The organism is Mesorhizobium sp. M1334 (genome assembly GCF_040317995.1).
In the GTDB taxonomy this organism is placed as follows: Bacteria; Pseudomonadota; Alphaproteobacteria; order Rhizobiales; family Rhizobiaceae; genus Mesorhizobium.
This window is the reverse complement of record NZ_JAMYLM010000002.1, coordinates 118,078-141,067: the sequence shown is the minus strand read 5'-3', so window position 1 is coordinate 141,067 and position 22,990 is coordinate 118,078. Positions and strand designations below refer to the sequence as shown.

The 22,990-nt window shown below is 63.9% G+C and carries 22 protein-coding genes and 1 tRNA gene; 12 read left to right on the top strand and 11 right to left on the bottom strand.

Annotated elements, in window-relative coordinates:
- Nucleotides 1-75: 75 nt before the first annotated feature.
- Nucleotides 76-861 carry a helix-hairpin-helix domain-containing protein gene (locus NKH17_RS04075; RefSeq protein WP_352897064.1) on the bottom strand — a complete coding sequence of 262 codons (786 nt, stop codon included), beginning with the start codon at nt 859-861 and terminating at the stop codon, nt 76-78.
- 391 nt (nt 862-1,252) lie between these two features.
- A complete protein-coding gene (locus NKH17_RS04070; RefSeq protein WP_352897062.1) occupies nt 1,253-3,088 on the bottom strand; it encodes a M3 family oligoendopeptidase in 1,836 nt (611 codons plus the stop codon).
- 152 nt (nt 3,089-3,240) lie between these two features.
- Here NKH17_RS04070 and NKH17_RS04065 point away from each other — a divergent pair, with 152 nt between their 5' ends.
- From NKH17_RS04065 to NKH17_RS04055, 3 genes are all read left to right on the top strand, one after another.
- Complete coding sequence (locus tag NKH17_RS04065; RefSeq protein WP_352897060.1) at nt 3,241-4,803, top strand: sigma-54-dependent transcriptional regulator; 1,563 nt, start codon at nt 3,241-3,243, stop codon at nt 4,801-4,803.
- 359 nt (nt 4,804-5,162) lie between these two features.
- Nucleotides 5,163-7,007, top strand: coding sequence for a peptidoglycan L,D-endopeptidase MepK (gene mepK, locus NKH17_RS04060; RefSeq protein WP_352897058.1), 1,845 nt, complete (start codon nt 5,163-5,165; stop codon nt 7,005-7,007).
- A gap of 83 nt (nt 7,008-7,090) precedes the next feature.
- Nucleotides 7,091-7,164 (top strand) — tRNA-Gln (locus NKH17_RS04055).
- Nucleotides 7,165-7,215: 51 nt separating this feature from the next.
- Here the strand turns inward: NKH17_RS04055 and NKH17_RS04050 are convergent.
- A complete protein-coding gene (locus NKH17_RS04050; protein WP_352897056.1) occupies nt 7,216-7,854 on the bottom strand; it encodes a 2-dehydro-3-deoxy-phosphogluconate aldolase in 639 nt (212 codons plus the stop codon).
- Between the two features lie 162 nt (nt 7,855-8,016).
- Here NKH17_RS04050 and trhO point away from each other — a divergent pair, with 162 nt between their 5' ends.
- The gene (gene trhO / locus NKH17_RS04045) at nt 8,017-8,940 is read left to right on the top strand and encodes an oxygen-dependent tRNA uridine(34) hydroxylase TrhO (protein ID WP_352897054.1); all 924 of its coding nucleotides are present in this window, start codon (nt 8,017-8,019) and stop codon (nt 8,938-8,940) included.
- 21 nt (nt 8,941-8,961) lie between these two features.
- Here trhO and NKH17_RS04040 read toward each other — a convergent pair whose 3' ends face one another.
- On the bottom strand, nt 8,962-9,321 hold the full coding sequence (locus NKH17_RS04040; RefSeq protein ID WP_352897052.1) for a YybH family protein: 360 nt from the start codon (nt 9,319-9,321) through the stop codon (nt 8,962-8,964).
- A gap of 277 nt (nt 9,322-9,598) precedes the next feature.
- Between NKH17_RS04040 and NKH17_RS04035 the strand changes: the two genes are divergently transcribed.
- The gene (locus NKH17_RS04035; protein ID WP_352469546.1) at nt 9,599-10,345 is read left to right on the top strand and encodes a tellurite resistance TerB family protein; all 747 of its coding nucleotides are present in this window, start codon (nt 9,599-9,601) and stop codon (nt 10,343-10,345) included.
- 222 nt (nt 10,346-10,567) lie between these two features.
- A complete protein-coding gene (locus tag NKH17_RS04030; RefSeq protein ID WP_352647577.1) occupies nt 10,568-11,323 on the top strand; it encodes an SDR family oxidoreductase in 756 nt (251 codons plus the stop codon).
- Nucleotides 11,324-11,343: 20 nt separating this feature from the next.
- On the opposite strand, the gene NKH17_RS04025 is transcribed toward NKH17_RS04030, so the two are convergent.
- Nucleotides 11,344-11,724, bottom strand: a complete 381-nt coding sequence (locus NKH17_RS04025) for a YciI family protein (protein ID WP_254816974.1) — start codon at nt 11,722-11,724, stop codon at nt 11,344-11,346.
- Between the two features lie 22 nt (nt 11,725-11,746).
- Nucleotides 11,747-12,931, bottom strand: coding sequence for a pyridoxal phosphate-dependent aminotransferase (locus NKH17_RS04020; protein WP_352897049.1), 1,185 nt, complete (start codon nt 12,929-12,931; stop codon nt 11,747-11,749).
- An 82-nt stretch (nt 12,932-13,013) separates the two neighbouring features.
- Here NKH17_RS04020 and NKH17_RS04015 point away from each other — a divergent pair, with 82 nt between their 5' ends.
- The 4 genes from NKH17_RS04015 to denD all read left to right on the top strand — a co-directional run bounded on the left by NKH17_RS04015 (nt 13,014) and on the right by denD (nt 16,046).
- Complete coding sequence (locus tag NKH17_RS04015) at nt 13,014-13,700, top strand: GNAT family N-acetyltransferase (RefSeq protein WP_352897047.1); 687 nt, start codon at nt 13,014-13,016, stop codon at nt 13,698-13,700.
- A 114-nt stretch (nt 13,701-13,814) separates the two neighbouring features.
- Nucleotides 13,815-14,798: a cation diffusion facilitator family transporter gene (locus NKH17_RS04010; RefSeq protein WP_352897045.1), complete on the top strand. Its 984-nt coding sequence runs from the start codon at nt 13,815-13,817 to the stop codon at nt 14,796-14,798.
- 62 nt (nt 14,799-14,860) lie between these two features.
- The gene (locus NKH17_RS04005) at nt 14,861-15,067 is read left to right on the top strand and encodes a hypothetical protein (protein ID WP_352897043.1); all 207 of its coding nucleotides are present in this window, start codon (nt 14,861-14,863) and stop codon (nt 15,065-15,067) included.
- A gap of 1 nt (nt 15,068) precedes the next feature.
- Entirely contained in the window at nt 15,069-16,046 is a 978-nt protein-coding gene (gene denD, locus NKH17_RS04000; RefSeq protein WP_352897041.1) for a D-erythronate dehydrogenase, read from the top strand.
- Between the two features lie 25 nt (nt 16,047-16,071).
- Here the strand turns inward: denD and NKH17_RS03995 are convergent, their stop codons facing one another.
- The 4 genes from NKH17_RS03995 to NKH17_RS03980 all read right to left on the bottom strand — a co-directional run bounded on the left by NKH17_RS03995 (nt 16,072) and on the right by NKH17_RS03980 (nt 20,057).
- Nucleotides 16,072-17,205: a nickel/cobalt transporter gene (locus NKH17_RS03995; protein WP_352897138.1), complete on the bottom strand. Its 1,134-nt coding sequence runs from the start codon at nt 17,203-17,205 to the stop codon at nt 16,072-16,074.
- Nucleotides 17,202-17,870 carry a DUF1007 family protein gene (locus tag NKH17_RS03990; protein ID WP_254816980.1) on the bottom strand — a complete coding sequence of 223 codons (669 nt, stop codon included), beginning with the start codon at nt 17,868-17,870 and terminating at the stop codon, nt 17,202-17,204. The genes NKH17_RS03995 and NKH17_RS03990 overlap by 4 nt, the downstream gene beginning before the upstream one ends.
- A gap of 86 nt (nt 17,871-17,956) precedes the next feature.
- On the bottom strand, nt 17,957-18,856 hold the full coding sequence (locus NKH17_RS03985) for a LysR family transcriptional regulator (protein WP_352647566.1): 900 nt from the start codon (nt 18,854-18,856) through the stop codon (nt 17,957-17,959).
- Between the two features lies 1 nt (nt 18,857).
- Nucleotides 18,858-20,057, bottom strand: coding sequence for an amidase (locus tag NKH17_RS03980; RefSeq protein WP_352897039.1), 1,200 nt, complete (start codon nt 20,055-20,057; stop codon nt 18,858-18,860).
- 563 nt (nt 20,058-20,620) lie between these two features.
- Between NKH17_RS03980 and odc2 the strand changes: the two genes are divergently transcribed.
- Nucleotides 20,621-21,754 (top strand): ornithine/lysine decarboxylase, encoded by a 1,134-nt coding sequence (gene odc2, locus NKH17_RS03975; RefSeq protein ID WP_352897037.1) that lies wholly within the window; start codon nt 20,621-20,623, stop codon nt 21,752-21,754.
- 258 nt (nt 21,755-22,012) lie between these two features.
- A complete protein-coding gene (locus NKH17_RS03970) occupies nt 22,013-22,576 on the top strand; it encodes a GNAT family N-acetyltransferase (RefSeq protein ID WP_352647729.1) in 564 nt (187 codons plus the stop codon).
- Nucleotides 22,577-22,636: 60 nt separating this feature from the next.
- Here the strand turns inward: NKH17_RS03970 and NKH17_RS03965 are convergent, their stop codons facing one another.
- The gene (locus tag NKH17_RS03965) at nt 22,637-22,921 is read right to left on the bottom strand and encodes an SCP2 sterol-binding domain-containing protein (RefSeq protein ID WP_254816984.1); all 285 of its coding nucleotides are present in this window, start codon (nt 22,919-22,921) and stop codon (nt 22,637-22,639) included.
- Nucleotides 22,922-22,990 lie beyond the last annotated feature (69 nt).

Below are 22,990 nucleotides of genomic sequence, written 5' to 3'. Positions count from 1 at the left end.
CGCAAAGGCGCGGGGCAAAAACAAATGCGGCGCCAGTGGGCGCCGCCTTGTTCCAAAATGCCACCTTGCGATGGATCAGGTGTTGCTGGCTTCCCCCGCGGTCGGGAAGCGACGCGCAAATTCCTTCTCGTCACCGGCGGCAAGCAGTTTCGCCTGCTCGATCCAGCGTTCACGTTCGATGCGGCCGTCGAAATTCAGCGTCGCCTCGATCCGCTTGACATCGTCGGGCGTCCAGGCGGCGATCTGGGCATAGGTCGTGACCCCAAGCCCTTTGAGCAGCCGCTCGTTGGTGGGGCCGATGCCGATCAGGCGACGCAGATCGTTGGCTTTGCCTGCCGCGGTGGCTGTTGCCTTGCCGGTCGCGGCTTTCTTTGCAGCTGGTGCGGCCTTGCTTGCAGCCTTGCTTGCCGCCGGCGCGGTCCTGGGCGCGCTCGCTTTCGATGCAGGCGGTTTCGGCGTTGCCGTTTTCGCGGCACTTGCGCGTGGCGCGGTCGCAGCCCTGGCCGTTGCAGATTTCTTCGGCGCCGGTTTGGCTGGTGCGGATGTCGACATCAGCGTTGACGGCGCCTGCATCGCCGCCTTGGTCGCGCCGGTCTTGGCGGCTGGCGCCTTGGCTGTTGCCGCCTTTCCGGTTGGCGCCTGCTCGCCCAGCCGGCGTTCGAGATCGGCGCGGGCGCGGCCGCATGCATCCAACTCGCCGGTCAGACGGTCGCTATCGGCCCGCAATCTGTCACGTTCGCTGCGCGTGCGATCGAGATCGCCGCGCAAACTGTCGAGTTCGCCACGCAGGCGTCCCCAAATGAACCAGCCAACCAACACACCTACCAGGAACGCCAGGAGCATGTAGAAAAAAGTGCCCATTGTCTTTCTCTCTCCAGTCCGATCCGTCCGCCCTGGCCTGTAGAGCCATGACCTCGGCGAAGGACCATTCGATGGTGGTTCCGCAATTTGCAGAACAGCCGGCTTCGATCGAGCTGTCGGCGACCGGTTTGCCCCTGGCCAACAGCCATTGTCGCATCCGCCGACACGCCATGACCGGTCGGGACTTTCCGACCAGATCCATTCGTGCCCGGGTGAGCTTGAGGGCGGACGCTATCATACAGCTTACGGGAATCTAACGGAAAACTTCCATGGAAAGTTATTTAAGAACAAATAACCAAGACAAGAATAGAACCACCGCCAATATGCATTGCAGCTAAACTGTTCTGGAAAACCCGGTCACACGGTGTTGCGCATCACCCAGTGTTGCGCATCAATTGTCCAGTGCTTCCAGCTCGTCGATCAGTCCGCTGATCACGCCAAGCCCGATTTGCCAGAAGGCAGGGTCGGCCGCGTCAAGGCCGAACGGTGCCAGAAGCTCGGAATGATGCTTGGTGCCGCCGGCGCGCAGCATGGCAAAATATTTCTCCTGAAAGCCGCGCTCGGCGTTCTGGTAGACCGCGTAGAGCGAGTTCACCAGGCAATCGCCGAATGCATAGGCATAGACGTAGAAAGGCGAGTGGATGAAATGCGGAATATAGGTCCAGAAAACCTCGTACCCCTCGCGCAGCTTGATCGCCGGCCCGAGGCTTTCCGCCTGCACTTCCAGCCAGAACTGGCCGAGCTTGTCGGAGGTCAATTCGCCGCTCTTGCGCTCGGCATGCACCTTGCGCTCGAACTCGTAGAAGGCGATCTGGCGCACGACGGTGTTGATCATGTCCTCGACCTTCTGGGCGAGCATGGCCTTGCGTTCGCGCTTGTCGGTGGTCTGCTCGAGCAGCGAGCGGAAGGTCAGCATCTCGCCGAACACCGATGCCGTTTCGGCCAGCGTCAGCGGCGTCGACGCCATCAAGGCGCCCTGGCCGCCGGCCAGCACCTGGTGCACGCCGTGGCCGAGCTCGTGCGCCAGCGTCATCACGTCGCGCGGCTTGCCCATGTAGTTGAGCAGCACATAGGGATGTGCCGAAGGCACGGTCGGATGCGCGAAGGCGCCAGGCGACTTGCCGGGTCTCACCGGTGCATCGATCCAGTTGCGGTCGAAGAAAGTTCTGGCGATCTCCGCCATGTCGGGCGAAAAGCGCTGGTAGGCGGAAAGCACGGTGTTCTTGGCCTCGTCCCAGCCGATGACCGCCTGCGGGGTCTCCGGCAGGGGCGCATTGCGGTCCCAGTGGTTCATCACCTCCATACCGAGCCAGCGCGCCTTCATCGCATAATAGCGATGCGACAGGCGCGGATAGGCGTCGCGAACCGCGGCCGCGAGTGCATCCACCACGCTGCGTTCGACGCGGTTGGCGAGATGGCGGGAATCGGCAATGTCCTCGAAGCCGCGCCAGCGGTCAGAAATCTCCTTGTCCTTGGCCAGCGTGTTGGTGACCAGAGTAAAGACGCGCAAATTCTTGCGGAAGGTCGTGGCCAGCGCCTCGGACGCCCGGCGGCGCACCTCGCTGTCTGCATCCTGCAGGCGATTGAGCGCCGGCTCCAGCGTCAGCTCCTCGCCGTCGACGTCGAAGCGCAAATCGGTCATCGTCTCGTCGAACAGGCGGTTCCAGGCCCCGCGCCCGGTGATCGATTTTTCATGGAAGAGCTGCTCGATGCGGTCTTCGAGCTGATAGGGCTTGTCCTTGCGCAGATCGAGCACCCAGGGCCGGTAGTGGGCGAAGGCCGGATCGGCGGCGAGTGCGTTTTCGATCGCGCCATCGTCGATGAGGTTCAGCTCGAGCGCGAAAAACAGCAGGTGCGCGCTGGCATCGGTCATCTTTTCCTGGATGTCGCCATAGAGCTTGGCGCGCTGCGGATCCGACGTGTTGCCGGCATAGACAAGCCCGGCATAGGAGACGATCCGGCCGATCAGCTCCTCCAGCGCTTCATAGGCCTGGAGCGCCTCGCCCAGCCTGCCGGCGCTGCCACGCCCGGCCTCGGCGGCGAGCGTGCCTTTCCAACGGCTCTCGAAGGCGATGGCATCGGCGGCGGCCTTGGCGATGTCGCGCTTCAACTCGGGCGCTTCCATGCCCGAATAGAGATCGGCCAGATTCCATTCCGGCAGGTCGCCAAGCTCCGCCACGCCCTGACCGGACGCCGCCGCCAGCTTTCGAGCAAAAACCATGCGCATTGCCGATCCTTCCAGACACGAAAATTCGAGGAAACGAGAAGCCGGTCAAATCCTAAGGAATTCATTCACCGGGTTTTTTGAAAGCTTATTTAGAACCCTGTGCCAAGATGATCCATAGGGCGCATTCTCGGGCGGGCACGGTCGGATCAGTCATGGCAGCTTCCATACTCATAGTCGATGACGATCCGGTGCAGCGCAGGCTGCTCGAGGCAGCGGTGACGAAATTCGGCCACACCGCGATCGTCGCCGATGGCGGCGAGGCCGGTCTCGATGTTGTCGACGGGCCCAATGCGCGCGACGTCTCGGTGGTCATCCTCGACCTGATGATGCCGGGCCTCGATGGCATCGGCGTGCTGAAGGCAATGCGCGAGCGCGGCATCCACATTCCCGTCATCGTGCAGACCGCCCAGGGCGGCATCGAAACCGTCGTTTCGGCAATGCGTCACGGCGCCTTCGACTTCGTCGTCAAGCCGGCCTCTCCCGACAGGCTGCAGGCGTCGATCGGCAATGCCCTCAAGGTCGAAGCGCTCGAAGGCGAAGTGAAGCGCTCGTCACGGCAGCGCGGCGGCCATCTGACGTTCAAGGACATGATCACTCACAGTCCGGCGATGGATCGGGTGATCCGGCTCGGCCGCAAAGCGGCGGCGTCCAACATCCCGATCCTGATCGAGGGTGAATCCGGCGTCGGCAAGGAACTGGTGGCGCGCGCCATCCAGGGCAGCGGCGACCGCCGCTCGAAACCCTTCGTCACCGTCAATTGCGGCGCCATCCCCGACAATCTGGTCGAATCGATCCTGTTCGGTCACGAAAAGGGCTCGTTCACCGGCGCTACCGAAAAACACACCGGCAAGTTCGTCGAAGCGCATTCGGGCACGCTGTTCCTCGACGAAATCGGCGACCTGCCGCTCGACGTGCAGGTCAAGCTGTTGCGCGCGGTACAGGACGGCGAGGTCGATCCGGTTGGCGGGCGCTCGACCGTCAGGGTCGACATCAGGCTGATCTCGGCAACCCATCGCAACCTGCTGCAGCAGGTCAAGGACGGCAAGTTCCGCGAGGACCTATTCTATCGGCTGAACGTCTATCCAATCTTCGTGCCGCCATTGCGCGACCGTCGCGACGACATCCCCTATCTGGTGGAGCACTTCATGGAGAAGGTGGCGCCCGCCGATCCGCGCCACCGCCTGCGAGGCATCTCGGCGGCGGCGCTTGCCATGCTGCAGGCCTATGATTGGCCGGGCAACATAAGGCAGCTCGAAAACGCCGTCTTCCGGGCCTCGGTGCTCGCCGACGGCGACATGCTGACCGAAGAGGAATTCCCGCAGATCCGGGCGCAGGTCGAGGGCACCGTCAATCTCGATTCGGGTATCGCCTTGCCCAATTCAGTGGGGCCAGCTTCAGGGTGGCCAGCTTCCGGGTTGGCTTCGGGGAGCCTGCCGCGCGACAACATATCGGCCGCTGGCGGCATCGCAGCCGCCGACGCCGATGCACCGGCCAAGCCTCGTTTCGGCACGCTGCGGGCGCTCGACGAGCGCGGCAATGTGCGTGCACTGGCCGACGTCGAACTCGAAATGATCAAGCTCGCCATCGATCACTACAACGGCCAGATGAGCGAAGTCGCCCGCCGCCTCGGCATCGGTCGGTCGACGCTCTACCGCAAGCTCAAGGAATACGGCATCGACCCGGAAACCGGCCGCGTCGAACGGCTCGCTTCCTGAGTCACAGGGCCAAGCGGGTTCGCATCCGGACATCATTCCACGCAACTGCGCCTCGACATGATGTGTTCGCCACAGTGTTCACGTATTAAGGCGGACGGTAACAGATCGTGTTTCGAGCTGGCGCCAAAACATGATCTAAACCAGCGGTTTACCAAGATATCCGGCGCAATATTTTTGGCGGGATATCGCCACCGTGTTACCGCATTTCGGCTTCAATAAGCGATGATTAACCATTAGGATCGATATTCGGATGCACACACCACGCATCCGTTTGGTCAAATCCGGGGACAAAACGGCAGCCTGCAAGGCCTTTTGATTTGAACAGAATCGAACGACACGAAAACGGGCGGCATTATCACATGAGCGTCTGGCCGAGATGGCTGGCAGCGGTGATTGTTGCCGTCGGGTTCCTTGCAGCGGCGGCAACCGGCGCCAGCGCCGAGACACGTTCACTGAAGCTCTATCATCTCCACACGCATGAAAAGGCGGAGATCGTCTACAAGCGCAACGGCCGCTACGACCAGGCGGGCTTGCGAAAGATCAACATCATCCTGCGCGACTGGCGTCGCAACGAGCCGACCAAGATGGATCCGCGTCTGCTGGACCTGGTCTGGGAAGCGTACCGGGAGAGCGGCGCCACCGATTACATCCAGGTCGTCTGCGGCTATCGTTCGCCGGCCACGAATTCGATGCTGCGCAGCCGCAGCAGGGGCGTCGCCGAGAAGAGCCAGCACATGCTCGGCAGGGCGATGGATTTCTACATTCCCGGTGTCCCATTGAAGAAGCTGCGTGATATCGGCCTCAGGATGCAGGGCGGCGGCGTCGGCTACTATCCCAGCTCCGGCTCGCCCTTCGTGCATATGGATGTCGGCAATGTGCGCCACTGGCCCGGCATCAGCCGCCAGGAACTGGCGCGCGTGTTCCCCAACGGCAAGACGCTGCATGTGCCGAGCGACGGCAAGCCGCTGCCTGGTTATCAACAGGCGCTCGCCTCCTACAAAGCCCGCAAGGGCGCCGGCGCGCCGGCCATTGAGCTGGCCAGCGCAAGCGGCGGCAAAAAATCCCACGGGTTCCTGGCAGCCTTGTTCGGCGGTGGCGACGACGAGGCGGACGACAGCGCCGATGTGGCGATGGCCGAGCCGGCACCAAAGCCCCGTAACGTGAAGCCGGCGCCGTCCGCCAAGAGCAGCAACCTGCCTGGTATTGCCATCGTGGCGCCTCAGGATGCCAAGCGCGCCGAGATTCCGGAAGTCGCCGATGCTCCGGCGCCTGAACCGGAGAACGACACGCCGGAGACGATCATCGCGGCATTGCCGGCGCGCAGCATTCCGCTGCCGGATTTTGCGCCGCGTCCAAAGACCGACGTCGGCGCTCAGCCGCCTGAAAACGTTCCGTTCGGCGTGGCGGATGCGGCTGGATCGACTGAACAGGCGGTGGCGACCGCGCAAACGCCGGCAAGCGTGGCGCCGGCAAATGTTCCGTTCGGCATGGCAGACGCGTCTGCTGCGGCCGGCCCGGTGCAGGTCGCGGCAAACAACATTCCCGTGCCGAGCTGGCGGCCCGATCATTCGCTGCCGGCCGACCTGTCGCCGGCGGGTCTTGCGCCGCAGGACAAGCAAGTGTTGCTGGCGCTGGCGAGTGCGGCAGAGCGGAGCAACACCGCCACCGACGCATTCTCGGTATTGCCGTCGGCGCGGCCCGACACTTCCCAGCCCGACGAGGTCAAGGCCGTTCTGGAAAGGGTCAGCGCGACCGACGAGTACAAGGTCGCGTCGCTTTCCGAGCAAGCATCGGTGTTCGAGGAACCGGCGAACGACAACGGGGCATCGAGCGACGGGGCATCGCCGCGCGAGGCCATCGTTGCCCGCCCGGCCGGCTCCGATCCGGCTGCCGTCATCGGTGCAGGCGTGAAGACCACACGCAAGGAACCCAGGGCAACCGCCCGCGACCTGAAACCCGGCCCCAAGCCGGTGGTGGTCGCCGCCGCGCCGCAGGCCGCCCGCTGGGCGCTGCACAGCGGTGAGTATGTAGCAACCGTTTCAGATGCGACAACGGCGCCGCGCTACGCCTACGACTTCGTCCGTACGGCGCCGAGCGAGGTCTATACGGTAGGCTTCCAGCCGGGCAACGAGATGGCCGACGCCAACCGGTTCACCGGCAAGGCCGTCAAGTTCATGTCGGTGGCACGCTTCAAGACCGAGTAGGCCGCACTGGGCACCTCGCGCGGCTGCCTCCACACCGGCACTGGATTCCTTCATCCCGGGATGCTAACCAGCGGTCAGCATTCTCCCGCTTCGTCTAATGGTAGGACAGCGCCCTTTGAAGGCGTGAATCGTGGTTCGAGCCCATGAGCGGGAACCAGCCGGCGAACCAGGTCGGCCAAATCGGCGGCGACTTTTGATGCAGATGATGCTAGCGCCCGAGCTTGCTTGCCGCGCGTGCCAAGGCTTCGATCTCGTCCCATTTGCCGGCCTTGACCAGATCGTCCGGCGCCACCCAGGAACCGCCGACGCAGATGACGTTGGGCAGGCTGAGATAGTCGGCGGCGTTCTTGCCGGTGATACCGCCGGTCGGGCAGAATTTCACGTCGGCAAGCGGCGAGGCGAAAGCCTTGAGCGAGGCAATGCCGCCAGACTGTTCGGCCGGGAAGAATTTCAGAAAGCGCAGGCCGGCTTCGCGCGCGGCCATGACCTCTCCCGGCGTGATGGCGCCGGGCAGCAACGGCACATCGCTGTCCTTGGCTGCCGCGAGAAGCTCGCGGGTGATGCCGGGGCTGACGATGAACTTCGAACCGGCGGCCGCCGCCTCGCCGAACTGCCGGGCGTCCAGGATGGTGCCCGCGCCGACGACGGCGTCTTCAACCTCGCCCGCCACCCGGCGGATCGCCTCCAGCGCGTCGGCGGTGCGCAGCGTGATCTCGATCGCCGCCAGGCCGCCGCGGGCCAGCGCCCGGGCCAGCGGCACCGCGTCGGCGGGATTGGCGATCTTCAGCACCGGTATGACCGGCTGGCCGTTAAGGAGCGACAGGAGCTTTTCGGTCGTGCTGGGCATTCGTCGTCTCTCCTCTGTTGATCAAGTCGACCGGTTAGCAGAAGGCGGTTTTTCTGTCCACGAAACGCGGCGTGTCGCGATGTCACGCGTGGTGTTCGAAACCTCCGCGGTCAGACCACTCCCGGCTCCGCCTTGATCCGGCTGTCGTGAGCGTTTAGTGGTATGGTGATGACACTGCCCAGCCAAGCCTTCCGGGTTGCCGCGCTTTACCGCTTCGCCCGGCTCGACACCTTCGAGGCGCTGCGCGCGCCGCTTGCTGCCTTCTGCTGCGCGCGGGGCACCAAAGGCACGCTGCTGTTGGCGCGTGAGGGCATCAACGGCACGGTCGCCGGCAGTGAAACGGCAATCGCCGCGCTCATCGATCATCTCGAATCCATCGACGGTCTCGCCGGCCTCGAGATCAAATACAGCAGCGCCGCAACGATGCCGTTCCACCGCATGAAGGTGCGGTTGAAGCGCGAGATCGTCACCATGGGCGTGGACAATATCGATCCGGCAGGTGCAGGCACCTATGTCGCGCCGGCCGACTGGAATGCACTGATCTCGGATACGGGTACCATCGTCATCGACACGCGCAACGCCTACGAGGTGTCGCTCGGCACCTTCAAGGGCGCTGTCGATCCCGCCACCACCAGCTTCCGCGAATTCCCGGCCTGGGTCGAGCAGCATCGGCACGAGCTCGACGGGCGCAAGGTCGCCATGTTCTGCACCGGCGGCATACGCTGCGAGAAGGCGACGGCCTATGTGAAGTCGCTCGGCTTCGAGGATGTGTTCCACCTCAAGGGCGGTATTCTGAAATATCTCGAGGACGTCCCCACCGAACAGAGCCTGTGGCAAGGCGAATGCTTCGTCTTCGACGAGCGCGTTTCGGTGTCGCACGGGCTGGTCGAAGGCGAGGCCGAACTTTGCCGTGCCTGCCGGCATCCGCTAGCCGCAGAAGACCGGCTGTCGCCGAGATATGCTACCGGCGTTTCATGCCCGCATTGCTTCGATGCCCGTTCGGACGAAGATCGCGCCCGTTACGCCGAGCGCCAGCGCCAGGTCGAGTTGGCACAAGCACGCGGCGCCCGCCACATCGGAAGTTAGCTCACGTGAAGCAACTTCACGTCAAGCAACAGAGAAGCGATCGATGACCCACAGCCATGTCCCGTCGTTCTGCCGGCGCGCAACCTCGGTGGTGATCGTGCCGTCGGGAAGCCGGGTCGAGGTGAGCGCCAGGTCGCCATTGATGACAGCCGGACGCTGATCTCCGGATTGAAATTTTCGGCCGGTTGCGGCGATCTCCGCGAACAGCGCCCGGATGGCTTCGCGGCCGAACGTCAGCTGTCCGCCACCGCTGTCGATGACTGCATGCGGCTCGAAAAGCGCGGCCATGCCGTCAATGTCTCCGATCCATTGCCGTGAAATCAGCAGGCGCTCCAGTTCCTGGGGGTCGCGTGCCGGCTGGCGGTCTGTGTCATCGGTCATGCCAGGCTCCTTCCAAGCGACATGCCGCGACACTACCCGAAGTCGAGGGCGGTTTCGACACATCCCATGTCCACAGCGCCGCGTGTTTTTTTGGGCGCGGCAGGAGGCTGCAGCACTTTGAGTTCCGCGTGAAATCCCAGCAGATGTCGGTGCGGGGTCATGCGTGGCAGCGGGTAAAAGGATGCACCCGTCATTGTAATGTCAAACTGCGGGACCTAGGTCTTCGACGTCCAAACCTGCCCGCGCACCTTCGGCCGGGCCAATTCTGGAGGCATAGATGTTCGATCCCAAGAAGCTCCTCGACGATCTGCTCGGCTCGCAAATTCCTGGCACCGGATCGACCGTCCGCGACAAGGCCGGGCAGGCGGTGCAGATGGCCAAGGACAATCCGCTTGCCGCCGGTGCGCTCGCCGCGGTGCTGCTCGGAACCGGCCCAGGCCGTCAGGTCACCGGTGCGGCGGTGAAGCTTGGTGGGTTGGCTGCGATTGGCGGCCTCGCCTACAAGGCCTACCAGAACTACAAGAACGGCAACGCGCCGGCCGAGACGCAAGCTGCAGGCGAACCGGAATTGCTGCCGCCGCCGGCCGATACCGCCTTCCATCCGTCGCAGGCGCCGCAGGGTGAAGACGAATTCACGCTGACGCTGGTCAGGGCGATGATCTCGGCGGCGAAGGCCGACGGCCACGTCGATGACGAAGAGCGGCAGAAGATCGCCGGCAAACTCAGCCTCGCCGGCGTCGGCGCCGAAGCGGAGAAATTCCTGATGTCGGAACTGGAGGCGCCGCTCGATCTGGATGTGCTGATCGCCGGGGCCAAGACCGATGCACAAAAGCTGGAACTCTACACCGCCTCGCGTCTTGCCATCGATCCGGACACGCGGGCCGAACGCGGCTATCTCGACCTGCTTGCCGGCCGTCTCGGCCTGCCGGATGCACTGGTCGACCATGTCGAGGCGACGGTGACGGCGGCGAAGGTGCCGGCAGCGGGCAGCACAGCCAAGCCGGTCGCAGGCTCGCGCTGGTAGCTCGAAAGAGGAAGCCTGGGAACTCGGCGCCGTTGGCGTTAGCTTCTCGTTAACCGCGGAAGCGCATGATTTCAGGCAGTCGGATCGGCTTTCCTCCTCCCATGCCCGGTTCGGATCAGCGGCGGTCGCCAACGGCCGCCCTTTTTGTGAGCACAGGCTTTGGGCCGGCTTGCCATGTTTCCCGCCATTTGCGATGCCTCATCCCTTTCAGGGAGTACAGCCATGACCGACTATAAAACCGCCATCGTCACCGGCGCCGGCACGGGCATCGGCAAGAGCGTCGCCACAGCGCTGCTCAAGGCCGGCTGGAACACGGTCTTCTGCGGTCGCCGCAAGCCGGTGCTGGAGGATGCGATCGCCGCGGCCGGGCCGACGCAGGCCAAGGCATTGACCTTCGCCTGCGACATCAGCAAGGCCGATCAGGTCGACGATCTGTTCGAGACGGTGGCTGCGGCTTTCGGGCGCGTCGACCTGCTCTTCAACAATGCCGGCACGAGCTACAAATCGACATTGATCGACGACATCCCGGTCGAAGTGTGGAACGACATCGTCGGGGTCAATCTCACCGGCTCGTTCCTGTGTGCTCGCGCCGCGTTCGGCGCCATGCGCAGGCAGCAGCCGATGGGCGGCCGCATCATCAACAACGGCTCGGTATCGGCCTATGCGCCACGACCGGGCTCGGCGCCCTATACGGCGACCAAGCACGCCATCACCGGGCTGACCAAGACGCTGGCGCTGGACGGCAGGCCCTTCGACATTGCTTGCGGCCAGATCGACATCGGCAACGCGCTGACCGACATGGCGCAAGCGATGACGGTCGGCGTGCCGCAAGCCAACGGCACCATTGCCGCCGAAGCGGTGATGGATGTCGAGCGCGTCGCCGATGCGGTCCTCCATATGGCCAGCCTGCCGCTCGACGCCAACGTGCTGTTCATGACCGTGATGGCGACGAAGATGCCATTTGTCGGGCGGGGCTAAATTAGTCTCACCCGGTGAAATCAGGGCCGGGTGACCGGAAGCGGCACGCCGGGTAAATATAGCGAAATCGGGCGGATTTCGTAGACGGCGGTCGGATTGACGCGGCGAAGGTCGCGCGCAATGTCGATAGCGGCGTCACGGTTGGCACAGTCGACAACATAGAGTCCCAGCAATTGTTCCTTGGTCTCGGCGAAGGGGCCGTCGATAACCATTCCGGTGCCTGGCCCGCGCAAGGTGCAGGCGTCTTGTGTCGCGCCGAGCCGGGCCGCAGGCCCAAGGGTGCCTTGACGGTAGAGCCGATCGTTGATCTGGAGAAGATCGGTCATCAGCGCCGCATCCTGCTCAGGCGTCAGCGCCGTGATCGCTTCTTCCTCGTGATAGGCAAGAATGGCATAGAACATCTGGCGTCTCCTTTCGTCGTCCTCACTTCGCCAGGAACGCCTCGATCCGCTCCAGCGCGCGCAGGATGTTCTCTTCGGAATTCGCGTAGGACAGCCTGACATAGCCTTCGCCGAGAATGCCGAAGTCGGGGCCGCCGATCAGCGCCACGCCGGCATCCTCGAGCAGCGCCGAGGCGAGCTTCTTGGCCTTCCAGCCGGTCTTGGAAACATTGGGAAAGGCATAGAAGGCGCCTTTCGGCGTGATGCATGAAACGCCCGGCAAGGCATTCAACCCCTCAACCACGACCTTCCTGCGGCGGTCGAAGGCGCGCATCATCTTGTCGACGTCGTCCTGCGGGCCGTCGATGGCGGCTATGCCGGCATACTGGCTCGGCGCGTTGACGCAGGACCAGCAATTGACCGCTAGCTTGCGCACCTTGTCATAGAGATGCGCGCCCTTGTCGCCGTTCGGCCAGATCGACCAGCCCATGCGCCAGCCGGTCATCGCCCAGGTTTTCGACCAGCCGTTGAGGACGATCAGCCGATTACGGATTTCGGGGAAGGTGAGCAGCGAACAGTGCGTCTCGCCGTCATAGGTCATCACGTCGTAGATCTCGTCGGAGAGGATGGCGACGTCCGGGTGTGCTTCCAGGCCCCTGACCAGCCTCTCGATCTCGGCTCGGGGGGTGACGCCGCCGGTCGGGTTGGCGGGCGAGTTGAGGATCAGCAGCCTGGTCTTCGGGGTGATCAGCGCCAGTGTCTCCGCAGCCGAAAAGGCAAAGCCGTTCTCCTCGCGCATCGGCACCGGGATGGGGGCAGCGCCGGTGAACTCGATCATCGAGCGGTAGATCGGAAAGCCGGGATCGGGATAGAGAATTTCGGCGCCCGGCTCGCCGAACATCAGGATCGCCGCGAACATTGTCGGCTTGCCGCCGGGCAGGATCATCACCGCTTCCGGCGAGACTTCGACGCCGGTGGTGGCCAGTGTGCGGCGTACCACCGCTTCGCGCGTCGCCAGCAGGCCGTTGGCCGGCGTATAGCCGTGATGGCCGTCGCGCAGCGCCTTGATCGCCGCCTCGACGATATGCTGCGGCGTCTTGAAGTCCGGCTGGCCGATGCCGAGATTGACGATGTCGCGGCCTTGATGGGCCAATAATGTCGCCCGCGCGAGCACCGCGAATGCATTTTCCTCGCCGAGGCGGTCGAAGGCCGAAATCGTGTGGAGCATTTTTCCCGTCCGTGTGGTTCTTTCAGCGAGCGTGCGTTTTTGTGAGCGTCCGCCCGAAAAAGTCAACGGATCGGAGCTTCGCGTGTCGGAAAATCTCAAGAATTGGCAACCGCGCCCGCGGCCAGAACGCAAGGTGCTGGGGGGCCGCACCGTCAGGCTGGAGCCGCTCAACGCTGAAAAGCACGGCGACGGCTTGTTTGAAGCATCTTCGGTGTCCGACATAGATGGCCGCTTCGCCTGGCTGCCCGACTACCCGCCGCAGACCCGTGCCGCCTTCCAGCCCTGGCTGGACAAGGCCGAAGCCAGCGAGGACCCGCTGTTCTTCACCGTCATCGACAAGGCCAGCGGAAAAATTGCCGGACGCCAGACGCTGATGCGCATCGACGCCGCCTATGGCGTGATCGAGATCGGCAACATCTATTGGGGTCCGCTGATCTCGCGTAAGCCGGCGGCGACGGAAGCGCAGTTCCTGTTCATGAAATACATCTTCGATGAGCTTGGCTATCGCCGCTACGAATGGAAATGCAACAACCGCAACGAGCCGTCGAAGCGCGCGGCGGAACGTTTCGGCTTCAAGTTCGAGGGCATTTTCCGCCAGCATCTTGTGGTCAAGGGCGAAAACCGCGATACCGCGTGGTACTCGATCATCGACAAGGAATGGCCTGATCTGCGCAGAGCCTATGAGGCGTGGCTGGATCCGGCTAATTTCGACAGCGATGGCCAGCAGAAGCGGCGGCTCGAGGATTTTCGCGCTGAGTTCGGCGCCTGACCATGATCCCGAAAAGTGAACGCCGGTTTTCGGATAAGATCATGGTCAAACATGAAGACAGAGCCTCCGTTCCGAGTCTGCCGGGATGGATCAGGCTCTAGCAGGAGCTCATAGATGGCGCATACCCACGACCATGCTGCGCAGGGCCACGACCACAGCCATGCCGCAGGTCATGTGCACGGCTCGACCGACAAGAAGCGCGTGCTGATCGCTGCTTGCTTGACCGCCGGCTTCATGGTTGCGGAGACGCTGGGCGCCATCTTCACCGGCTCATTGGCGCTGCTGGCGGATGCCGGCCATATGCTTGCCGATTGCGTCGCGCTCGGCCTTGCCTGGTATGCCTTTCATCTTGCGAGCCGGCCGGCGACCGTGCGCCTCACCTACGGCTTCGGCCGGGTCAAGACGCTGGTCGCCTACACCAACGGCATCGCCATCTTCGCCATTGCGCTGTGGATCGTCTACGAGGCTTGGGGCCGCTTGCTAGCGCCGGCTCCGGTGCTCGGCGGGCCGATGCTGGTCGTCGCGATCGCCGGCCTGCTGGTCAATCTCGGCTCGTTCTACGTGCTGCACGGCGGCGACCGCGGCAGCCTGAATATGCGCGGCGCCATCCTGCACGTGCTCGGCGATCTGCTTGGCTCGGCGGCGGCGATCGTCGCGGCGCTGGTGATCCTGGCGACGGGCTGGACACCTATCGATCCGATCCTGTCGATCCTGGTCTCGCTGCTGATTCTGTCCACGGCCTGGTCGCTGATGCGCGAGGCTGCCCACGTCCTGCTCGAAGGCGTGCCTGCAAGCCTCGACCGCGACCTGATCGCGAGGGACATCGAAGGCTCGATCAAGGGCGTGCGCGAGGTGCATCACATGCATGTCTGGTCGCTCGACGGCTCCAGCAACATGGCGACGTTGCATGCCTGCCTCAATGACGGCGTCGACGCGCATATGGCGGTAAGCGCGATCAAGAAGCGGCTTGCGGCGGAACATGGCATAGCCCATGCCACGGTCGAACCGGAATTCGGTCAATGTGCAGACAGACATGAGCATGATGACGAGCACGAGCATGCGCATGACACGGCACCGCACCGCGGCCATTATCACTGACTTCGGGAGTTCTGGGCATTGGCAACGATCGACATGGACTCTCGCCGCCCGGGCGCCGCGTGATGGACCGCGACACCCGCAATGCGGCGATCGGCGCCGCCTGGGTTTTGCTGCTGTTCGGCATCGCAGCCTATAATCTTCCAACAGTGATGCTGGCGGTCGGCAAGATCTCGACGGTTCTCGCCGGCCTCGTTGCGGCGATCTTCATGGTGGCAATCTTCGTCGTGTTCTGGCTGCGTAGCCGCAGCCAGCGCAAAAAGGAAAAGTGACATGCGCATTCTGATTACCGGCGCGGCAGGCATGGTCGGCCGCAAACTCATCGCCAGGTTGGCCAAGGACGGGACGCTCGGCGGCCGCAAGATCGCCGCGCTCGATCTTCACGATATCGTGCCGCCGCAAGCGCCGGTGCTCGAAGGTGTCAGCATTACCCTCCACACCGGCGACCTTGCCGCACCGGAAGCGACCACAAATCTGGTCGCGCTGCGCCCCGACGTGATCTTTCATCTCGCCGGCGTGGTGTCGGGCGAGGCGGAGGCCAATTTCGATCTCGGCTACCGCGTCAATCTCGACGGCACAAGGGCGCTGTTCGATGCCATAAGGCTGGCGGGATTTGCGCCGCGCGTCGTCTTTACCTCGTCGATCGCCGTGTTCGGCGCACCGTTTCCCGACGTCATTCCGGACGAGTTCCACCCGACGCCGCTGACCTCCTATGGCACGCAGAAGCTGATCGGCGAGGCGCTGCTTGCCGACTATACGCGGCGCGGTTTCTTCGACGGCATCGGCATCAGGCTGCCGACCATCTGCGTCAGGCCGGGAAAGCCGAACAAGGCGGCCTCGGGCTTCTTCTCCGGCATCATCCGCGAGCCGCTGAGCGGCCATGAAGCGATCCTGCCGGTGCCGCGCTCCGTCGTCCACACACAAGCCAGCCCGCGTTCGGCGGTGAATTTCCTGATCCATGCGGCTCAGATCGACGGCGCCGCCGTCGGGCCGCGCCGCAACCTGACGATGCCGGGCGTCGCCGTCAGCGTCGGCGAGCAGATCGAAGCGCTGGAGCGTGTCGCCGGCGCCAAGGCGGTGAAACTGATCCGCGAGGAACCCGACGAGACGATCTGGGCGATCGTCAAGGGCTGGCCGACACGCTTCGAGGCGCGGCGCTCGAGGGAGCTTGGCTTTGCCGCCGAAACGAGCTTCGACGAGATCATACGCGTCCATATCGAGGACGAGTTGGGCGGCAATATCCCTAGCTAAAGCGCCCCGATCGGACGCAACGAGGTCAGGCGCCAGTCAGGCTGGCCGAAAGCAGCAGCAGGCCGAACAGGAAGACGAAGGCGGCGCCGCCAATCTCGACGAAGGAATGGATGCGGTTGCCCATGCGGCCGTCGCCGGCGAAATACACCGCCCAGTTCTTCGCGGTCACCGCAAGCGTCGCCAGAGCCGAGACGGTGATTGCGGTGCCGAGGGCCATGGCCAGCACCGACAGGATGCCGCCGAACCATAGCCCGTTCAGCAAGGCGAAGCTCAGCACGATCAGCGCGCCGGAGCAGGGGCGGATGCCGACGGCAGCGACAGCCGACCAGGCCGTGCGCCAATCGAAGCGATCGCCGGAAAGCAGCGCCGGGTCGGGCGCATGCGAGTGCCCGCAGGTCTCGCAGACCTCGCCCGCGGCATGGCTGTGGTGATCGTGCGCAGCATGGGCGTGGTCGTGTGCGCCGTGGTCATGATGGTCATGCGGATGAAGCGCGTGGGAATGTGCCGCATGGGCATGCGCGGAATGTGAATGGCCGGCATGTGAATGGCCGGCATGGGCAGCCGAGAGGCTGTAGCCGGGGCTTGCGCCGAACAGGCGAAGGATGGCCGGGCCGGCCTTGCGCCACAGCAGCCAGGCGCCGAACAGGGTGACGAAGACATAGCTCATGATTTCGAGGAACCATGCGGCGTCGGTCATCGATATCGCGGTGCCGCGCAACACGAAATAGGCGAGCAGCATCACCACGATCGCGGTCAGCGCCTGCAGCAGGGCCGAGACGAAGGACAGCATGACGCCGCGCTTGAGCGCCACCTCATTGGCCACCATGTAGGACGAGATCACCGCCTTGCCGTGACCGGGGCCGGCGGCGTGGAAAATGCCATAGGCAAAGGACAGGCCGATGAGCAGCCACAGCTTGCTGCCGTCCTGGCGCATCGCCTTCATCGCGCCGGCAAGCGCATGATAGAATTCCTGCTGGCGCAGATTGATCCACATCAGGGTGTGGGCGAACGGGCCGGTGGCGGTTGGAGCCATGCCGTCATTGGTGCCGATGCCCAGCGAACTCTGGGCGTGGGCGGAGCCGAGAAAGTGCGTCATCACAAAGGCGGCGGCCAGAAGACCGAATGCCAAACGCAGGGACGGTTTCGCCACTGGATCTATCCTTCCGGCTGACAGGTCAGTTCGAGCTTGGTGGCAAAGATCTTGCTCATGTCGGTGCCTGTCGGATCGTTGAAGAAGGCCTCGGTCAGGGTCTTCTGGTTCTCGGCGATCGCCTCGTCCGGGTTGGGGCGGACAACCTTGCTGGTGCAGGCCGGCGGCAAGCCATCGACCTGCAGATTGGCATCCTCGGTGAAATCGATCGCGGTGTAGAAGGTCGGATCGTAGACGCCGATATCTATCTTGCCGCTCAGTTTGATCGGCACCTTCGGTTCGGATTCAAACAGGATGATCAGCTGGTCATTATCGAAATTGGCCATCAGATGCGGCGGCGGGGTCATTGCCACGTCCTTGCCGTCGACGGTGACGAGCTGGAAGTAGTTGAATTCGGCAAGCGAGGCATGGACGGTGTCGGCAACATCCTTCAGCTCCTTGTCGTCGAGCTTCAGGTCGGAATTCTTGTCGAACTCCATCATCACCGTGCTCGAAAACAAATCGTCGAACCGCCAGACATGGCGCAATGCCTTCACAGTTTGGTGATCCGGGCCTAGGACCACTTCGAGGCGGGCTTCGGCGAAGACGTGGGGATGCACCTCAGCCGGTCCGACGGCGGCAAACGTCGCGGTCAAGGCCGAAGCCAGCATGATGGCTTGCTGTTTCAGGTGCATTCTCGGTCGCGATTCAATCGGCTTCGGTGAATTGCCGACAGTTACCAGAAAGGGGGCGAAAATGGGACCGCAAGGCGGCTGAAAGCTCATGCGCTGTCCAGCGCCTTGAACCACTGCACCAGGAAGTCGACGAAAACGCGAACTTTCGCAGGCAGATAGCGCCGGTGCGGATAGACGGCGAAAATGCCGCCACCAGGCAGGATGCGGTCATCCAGCGCAGTCACCAGCTTGCCGCTTTCGATGTCGGGCGCGGCGATGAAATCCGGCAGGATGGAAAACCCCAAGCCCGCCACGGCGGCCGCCCTTGCCGTCATGGGGCTATTGACCTCCATCGGGCCGGAGACCGAAACGCTCACCGTATCGCCACTGTCGCCCTTGAAAGGCCAGTTGGTCAGCCAGCGGCCATTGGTGTCGATAATGCAGGGCACACGGGCCAGATCCTGCGGCCTGACCGGCATGCCGTGCTTGGCGATCAGCTCGGGAGACGCGCAAAGCCGCACCGAAAACGGCGCCAGGCGCCTGGCGATCAACGAGGAATTTTCCAGCCGCGAAATGCGCACCGCCAGATCGAAGCCCTCCTCGACCAGATCGACGAAACGGTCGTCGAGTTGAACGTCGAGTATGATATCGGGATGCTGCTTGGCGAAGTCGATCAGCGACTGGCCGATCGGCGCGTCGGCGAAAGTGCGCGGCGCCGATAGCTTGATCCTGCCGCGCACGTCGCCGGAGGATTCGCGCACCGCATCGGCAAGGCTGTCGACCTCGCGCACGATCTCCGAGGCGCGCCGGTAATAGGTGTGGCCCGCCTCGGTCAGGGAGAACTGCCTGGTGGTCCGGTTGAGCAGCAGCGCGCCGAGTTCGTCCTCCAGTTCGCGCACATATTTTGACAGCAGCGCCTTCGAGCGGCCGATCTTGCGCGCCGCCGCCGAAAAGCCTTCGGCCTCGACCACGTCGATGAAGGCGCGCATGCGGGTCAGCGTATCCATGTCATGCGCCTCCTTGGTGGGCTGAAAGGATGCGGGCGGCCAGCGCAATCAACTGCCGGTCGCTGTTCTTCGGACCGAGCAGCGAAAGCCCGAACGGCGCCCCGTCGACCTTGCCGAGCGGCAGCGTGATTTGCGGAAAGCCGGACAGGCCGGAAAGACACAGCAATCTCAGCGCGCGCTCGCGATAGGCCTGCAAATCGTCGAATGACGCGGCCTTGAGTGGCGCGGCACCCGGAGCGGTCGGCAGCACAAGAACGCCGTCATCGCCAAGCAGGCCGGCAAGCTCGATGCGAAACGAAACGCGACGTTCCGTTTCACGTTGTGCGGTTGCCGCGTCGATGGTCGCGCCGTGCTCGAAACGCTCCTTGACCCCGGGTCCGAGCATGCGGTCGCCGCCGGCGATCCAGGCGCCGTGACTTTGCCAGGCTTCATAGCCTTGCAGCTTGCGGAAGCACCAATAGAGATCGTCGGTGGAATGCGACAGCGGGCCGACGGTGCGCGATGCGCCCAGCACGGACGCGACACTGCGGATCATCGAGCGATATTCCGCGGCCTCCAGCCTGCCGAGCACGAGGCCGTCCAGTGCATCGAGAGCGATGGGGCGCCTCAGTTCGTGGCGATGCGGATCGTCGCCGAGCAGCAGCGTGCCGACCTTTTCGTAGATGACGATGTCGCTTGCGAACCAGCCGAACGTGTCCAGCGAAGGCGCCAGCGGCATGGCGCCGTCGAGCGAGATGCGGCCATGCGTCGTCCTGAGGCCGATCAGGCCGCAGAAGCTTGCCGGCGCTCGGATCGAGCCGCCGGTGTCCGATCCGGTTGCAATGTCGGCCAGCCCGCCGGCGACTGCCGCGGCAGAACCAGAGGACGAGCCGCCGGTGACGCGGTCGGGTGCCGCCGGGTTGACCGGCGACGGAAAATGCGCGTTCAACCCAAGCAGGGAAAATGCGAGTTCGTCGGTCTGCGTCTTGCCGACGAAGCGCGCGCCCGAATCAAGCAGCGCCTGGACGGCCGGCGCGGTCGCCATGGCCGGTGAAGCGTCCCGGTACTTCTGCGGGTTGCCGCAGCCGGTGCGGTAGCCGGCGACGTCGAAGATGTCCTTGACGGCCAGCCGCAAGCCGGCAAGCGGGCCGGATTGCGCATTGGCTACAGGGATTGGATCAAGGTCGAGAAAAGCGTTCAGCGGGCCGCGAGTGCCTGTCATGCGTTCGATATCCGGATGTGCTTGCCGCAGCATTTTTCTTCTGGTTGCCGCAGCATTGTTCGATGCCACAAATTTTACAACCTGCCATACGATTTTTATTGATTGTGAAATCTTTCGATCTTATATGGCGCTTGCCCAAAGTCGCACGTGCCTGTGGGTGTCCGCCGATCCTCGAATGGTGAGGGCAATCGGTAAGGTAACTGGAGCCAACCCCTCCAGTCGGTTTAGCGGCCAACCGCCAACCGAGGACACCTTGAAGCAACGACGGTGCGGGCCTTTCTGGTGTTCTGCCGGTCGTCCACAGACCGGGGTTACTGAAGAGGCACACCTTCATTGCCGGCAGTGCGGACGGGTCTCCCATCCAAGCCAAGGCAGACAAAGCGAACCGAGGCCGGGCAAGGCCAAGGTTCACCGCCGCGAGACGGCGCTTCATGGTTCCGGGGTCTCCACCGGCTGGTTCCATGGATTTGACGTCCCGCCTTTGTCCACCGCGTGTTCGCGAGGCCGAGGGCCCGCGTCCGCAAGCCTTTGTGCGCGCCGAAAGGCGCTGATGGAGAGACCCGATGGCTACCCAGCGCATCCTTGACTTTCTCGCCACCCGACGTCCGAACGGCCCGTGCCTCGTCGTCGACCTCGATGTCGTGCGCGACAATTTCCGCGCCTTCGAGAAGGCGCTTCCCGATTCCAAGATCTACTATGCGGTGAAAGCAAATCCGGCGCCGGAAATCCTGCGCCTGCTTGCTGCGATGGGCTCGTCCTTCGACACCGCTTCCGTTGCCGAAGTCGAGATGGCGATGGACGCCGGTGCGCCGGCGGACCGCATCTCCTTCGGCAACACCATCAAGAAGGAGCGCGACATCCAGCGCGCCTACCAGCTCGGCATCCGGCTGTTTGCGGTGGACTGCGTCGAAGAAGTCGAGAAGATCGCCCGTGTCGCCCCTGGCGCCCGTGTGTTCTGCCGCGTCCTGACCGACGGCGAGGGCGCCGAATGGCCGCTGTCGCGCAAGTTCGGCTGTGTGCCGGCGATGGCGGTCGACGTGCTGCGCCATGCCAAGGCGCTCGGCCTCGACGCCCATGGCGTGTCGTTCCATGTCGGCTCGCAGCAGACCGACCTGACTGCCTGGGATCGCGCGCTGGCCGATGCCAAGAAGGTGTTCGCGACGCTGGCCGACGAAGGCATCGTGCTGAAGATGGTCAATATGGGCGGCGGCTTCCCGACCCGCTATCTCAGGGATGTGCCGGTGGCGCAGGCCTATGGCCAGGCGATCTTCTCGGCGCTCAGGAAGCATTTCGGCAACGCCATCCCCGAGACGATCATCGAGCCGGGCCGCGGCATGGTCGGCAATGCCGGAGTGATCAAATCGGAGGTCGTGCTGATCTCGAAGAAGGCCGACAACGACAATGTGCGCTGGGTGTTCCTCGACATCGGCAAGTTCGGCGGTCTCGCCGAGACGATGGACGAGGCGATCCGCTATCCGATCGTCACCGCGCATGACGGCAGCGAGACCGCGCCTTGCGTGCTCGCCGGCCCGACCTGCGATTCGGCCGACGTGATGTATGAAAAGACGCCGTATCCGCTGCCCTTGTCGCTGACCATCGGCGACGAGGTGCTGATCGAGGGCACCGGCGCCTACACCACGACCTACGCCTCGGTCGCCTTCAACGGCTTCGAGCCTCTCCGATCCTACGTGATCTGAAGGCTTCGGCCCTCAGATCACCCCGAGGTGGGCGCCTGTCGCCCGCCCGGGCTCGCCTGTGGAACAATCCGCTCGTGAAGGATCGCGGAAATGGACATTGTAGATTTCATTGTTGAAGGCGCCTGGCTGGTCTCCCCCCTTGAGGGGGAGATGGCCGCGAAGCGGCCAGAGGGGGTCGGTTCGGCTGCGTCGACCTCTCTTGGACTGTGCGGGGCCAGCGCTTCACGCGCGGCAACCCCCTCTGTCGCCTTCGGCGACATCTCCCCCTCAAGGGGGGAGATAACCGGCGCTTTTGCGATCGTCGCCGAAACTGCGGCAGATATTGCATCGCGCGAGGCTTTGCTCGATCGCGCCATGGGACCGAAGCGCCGGAAAAAGTCGTCGGAAAAGCTGCGGCGCGGCCGCCGGCCTTCGGAGGGGCTGGCCTTTGTCGCGCGCGACGCGTCGGGCACTGTTGCCGGCACCGTGCGGCTGTGGGACGTGGCGCTGGGCGAGGGCGGCAAGGCAGCGCTGCTGCTCGGTCCGCTTGCGGTCGATCCGGCGCTGAAAAATGCCGGCATCGGCTCGGCGCTGATGCGCCATGCCGTCACTGAGGCCGAGCGGCTTGGCCATGCGGCGATCCTGCTGGTCGGCGACGCGCCCTATTACGAGCGCTTCGGGTTTTCGGCCGCAAAGACCGGCTCGCTGGCCATGCCGGGCCCTTACGAGCGGCACCGCTTGCTGGCGCTGGAACTGGTGGAAGGCGCGCTCGACGGCGCGCAAGGCACGCTGAAGGCGGCCGGGCGCAAACTGAAGGCACAGCGGCTGCCGCTCGCTGCGTGACGGATCAGAAACAAGCCGCCCATTGCACGGCGGCTCGTTTTCATCCCGGACCGGAGTGGATCAGCCGATCAGCTGGCTGAGCGCCATGGCGACGCTCATGTCGCCTTCGACCTTTATCTTGCCGGACATGAAAGCCATGGTCGGGTTGAGATCGCCTGAGATCAGCGAGTCCAAATCGTCGAGCGACAGCTTTATGGTGCAATCGGCCGGCGCATCGGTGGTCGAGACATCGGCGCCGTCGATGACGATGACGCCGTCGCTGCCGGTGTCGAATTTCACGGAGCGATCGAACCCGGCGCTAGCCACGCGCGCGCTGATCTTGTCGGCAATCTCCTGAACGCTCATGGCGGTTCTCCTCGTCTCGTTGCGTTTGTCGCGCCGGCGCTTCGACCTAGGCGAAGCCGCTTGCCTGGT

Excerpts from the sequence above, each read along its gene's own strand:
- NKH17_RS04030 (WP_352647577.1), top strand. The coding sequence starts at position 10,568 with ATGACCGACTATAAAACCGCCATCGTCACCGGCGCCGGCACGGGCATC.
- NKH17_RS03965 (WP_254816984.1), bottom strand. The coding sequence starts at position 22,921 with ATGAGCGTTCAGGAGATTGCCGACAAGATCAGCGCGCGCGTGGCTAGC.
- mepK (WP_352897058.1), top strand. The coding sequence starts at position 5,163 with ATGAGCGTCTGGCCGAGATGGCTGGCAGCGGTGATTGTTGCCGTCGGG.
- NKH17_RS04075 (WP_352897064.1), bottom strand. The coding sequence starts at position 861 with ATGGGCACTTTTTTCTACATGCTCCTGGCGTTCCTGGTAGGTGTGTTG.
- NKH17_RS04020 (WP_352897049.1), bottom strand. The coding sequence starts at position 12,931 with ATGCTCCACACGATTTCGGCCTTCGACCGCCTCGGCGAGGAAAATGCA.
- trhO (WP_352897054.1), top strand. The coding sequence starts at position 8,017 with ATGGTGATGACACTGCCCAGCCAAGCCTTCCGGGTTGCCGCGCTTTAC.
- NKH17_RS04005 (WP_352897043.1), top strand. The coding sequence starts at position 14,861 with ATGGACCGCGACACCCGCAATGCGGCGATCGGCGCCGCCTGGGTTTTG.
- NKH17_RS04050 (WP_352897056.1), bottom strand. The coding sequence starts at position 7,854 with ATGCCCAGCACGACCGAAAAGCTCCTGTCGCTCCTTAACGGCCAGCCG.
- NKH17_RS03990 (WP_254816980.1), bottom strand. The coding sequence starts at position 17,870 with ATGCACCTGAAACAGCAAGCCATCATGCTGGCTTCGGCCTTGACCGCG.
- NKH17_RS04040 (WP_352897052.1), bottom strand. The coding sequence starts at position 9,321 with ATGACCGATGACACAGACCGCCAGCCGGCACGCGACCCCCAGGAACTG.
- odc2 (WP_352897037.1), top strand. The coding sequence starts at position 20,621 with ATGGCTACCCAGCGCATCCTTGACTTTCTCGCCACCCGACGTCCGAAC.
- NKH17_RS04010 (WP_352897045.1), top strand. The coding sequence starts at position 13,815 with ATGGCGCATACCCACGACCATGCTGCGCAGGGCCACGACCACAGCCAT.
- NKH17_RS04070 (WP_352897062.1), bottom strand. The coding sequence starts at position 3,088 with ATGCGCATGGTTTTTGCTCGAAAGCTGGCGGCGGCGTCCGGTCAGGGC.
- NKH17_RS04065 (WP_352897060.1), top strand. The coding sequence starts at position 3,241 with ATGGCAGCTTCCATACTCATAGTCGATGACGATCCGGTGCAGCGCAGG.
- NKH17_RS04035 (WP_352469546.1), top strand. The coding sequence starts at position 9,599 with ATGTTCGATCCCAAGAAGCTCCTCGACGATCTGCTCGGCTCGCAAATT.
- NKH17_RS04025 (WP_254816974.1), bottom strand. The coding sequence starts at position 11,724 with ATGTTCTATGCCATTCTTGCCTATCACGAGGAAGAAGCGATCACGGCG.
- denD (WP_352897041.1), top strand. The coding sequence starts at position 15,069 with ATGCGCATTCTGATTACCGGCGCGGCAGGCATGGTCGGCCGCAAACTC.
- NKH17_RS03980 (WP_352897039.1), bottom strand. The coding sequence starts at position 20,057 with ATGACAGGCACTCGCGGCCCGCTGAACGCTTTTCTCGACCTTGATCCA.
- NKH17_RS03985 (WP_352647566.1), bottom strand. The coding sequence starts at position 18,856 with ATGGATACGCTGACCCGCATGCGCGCCTTCATCGACGTGGTCGAGGCC.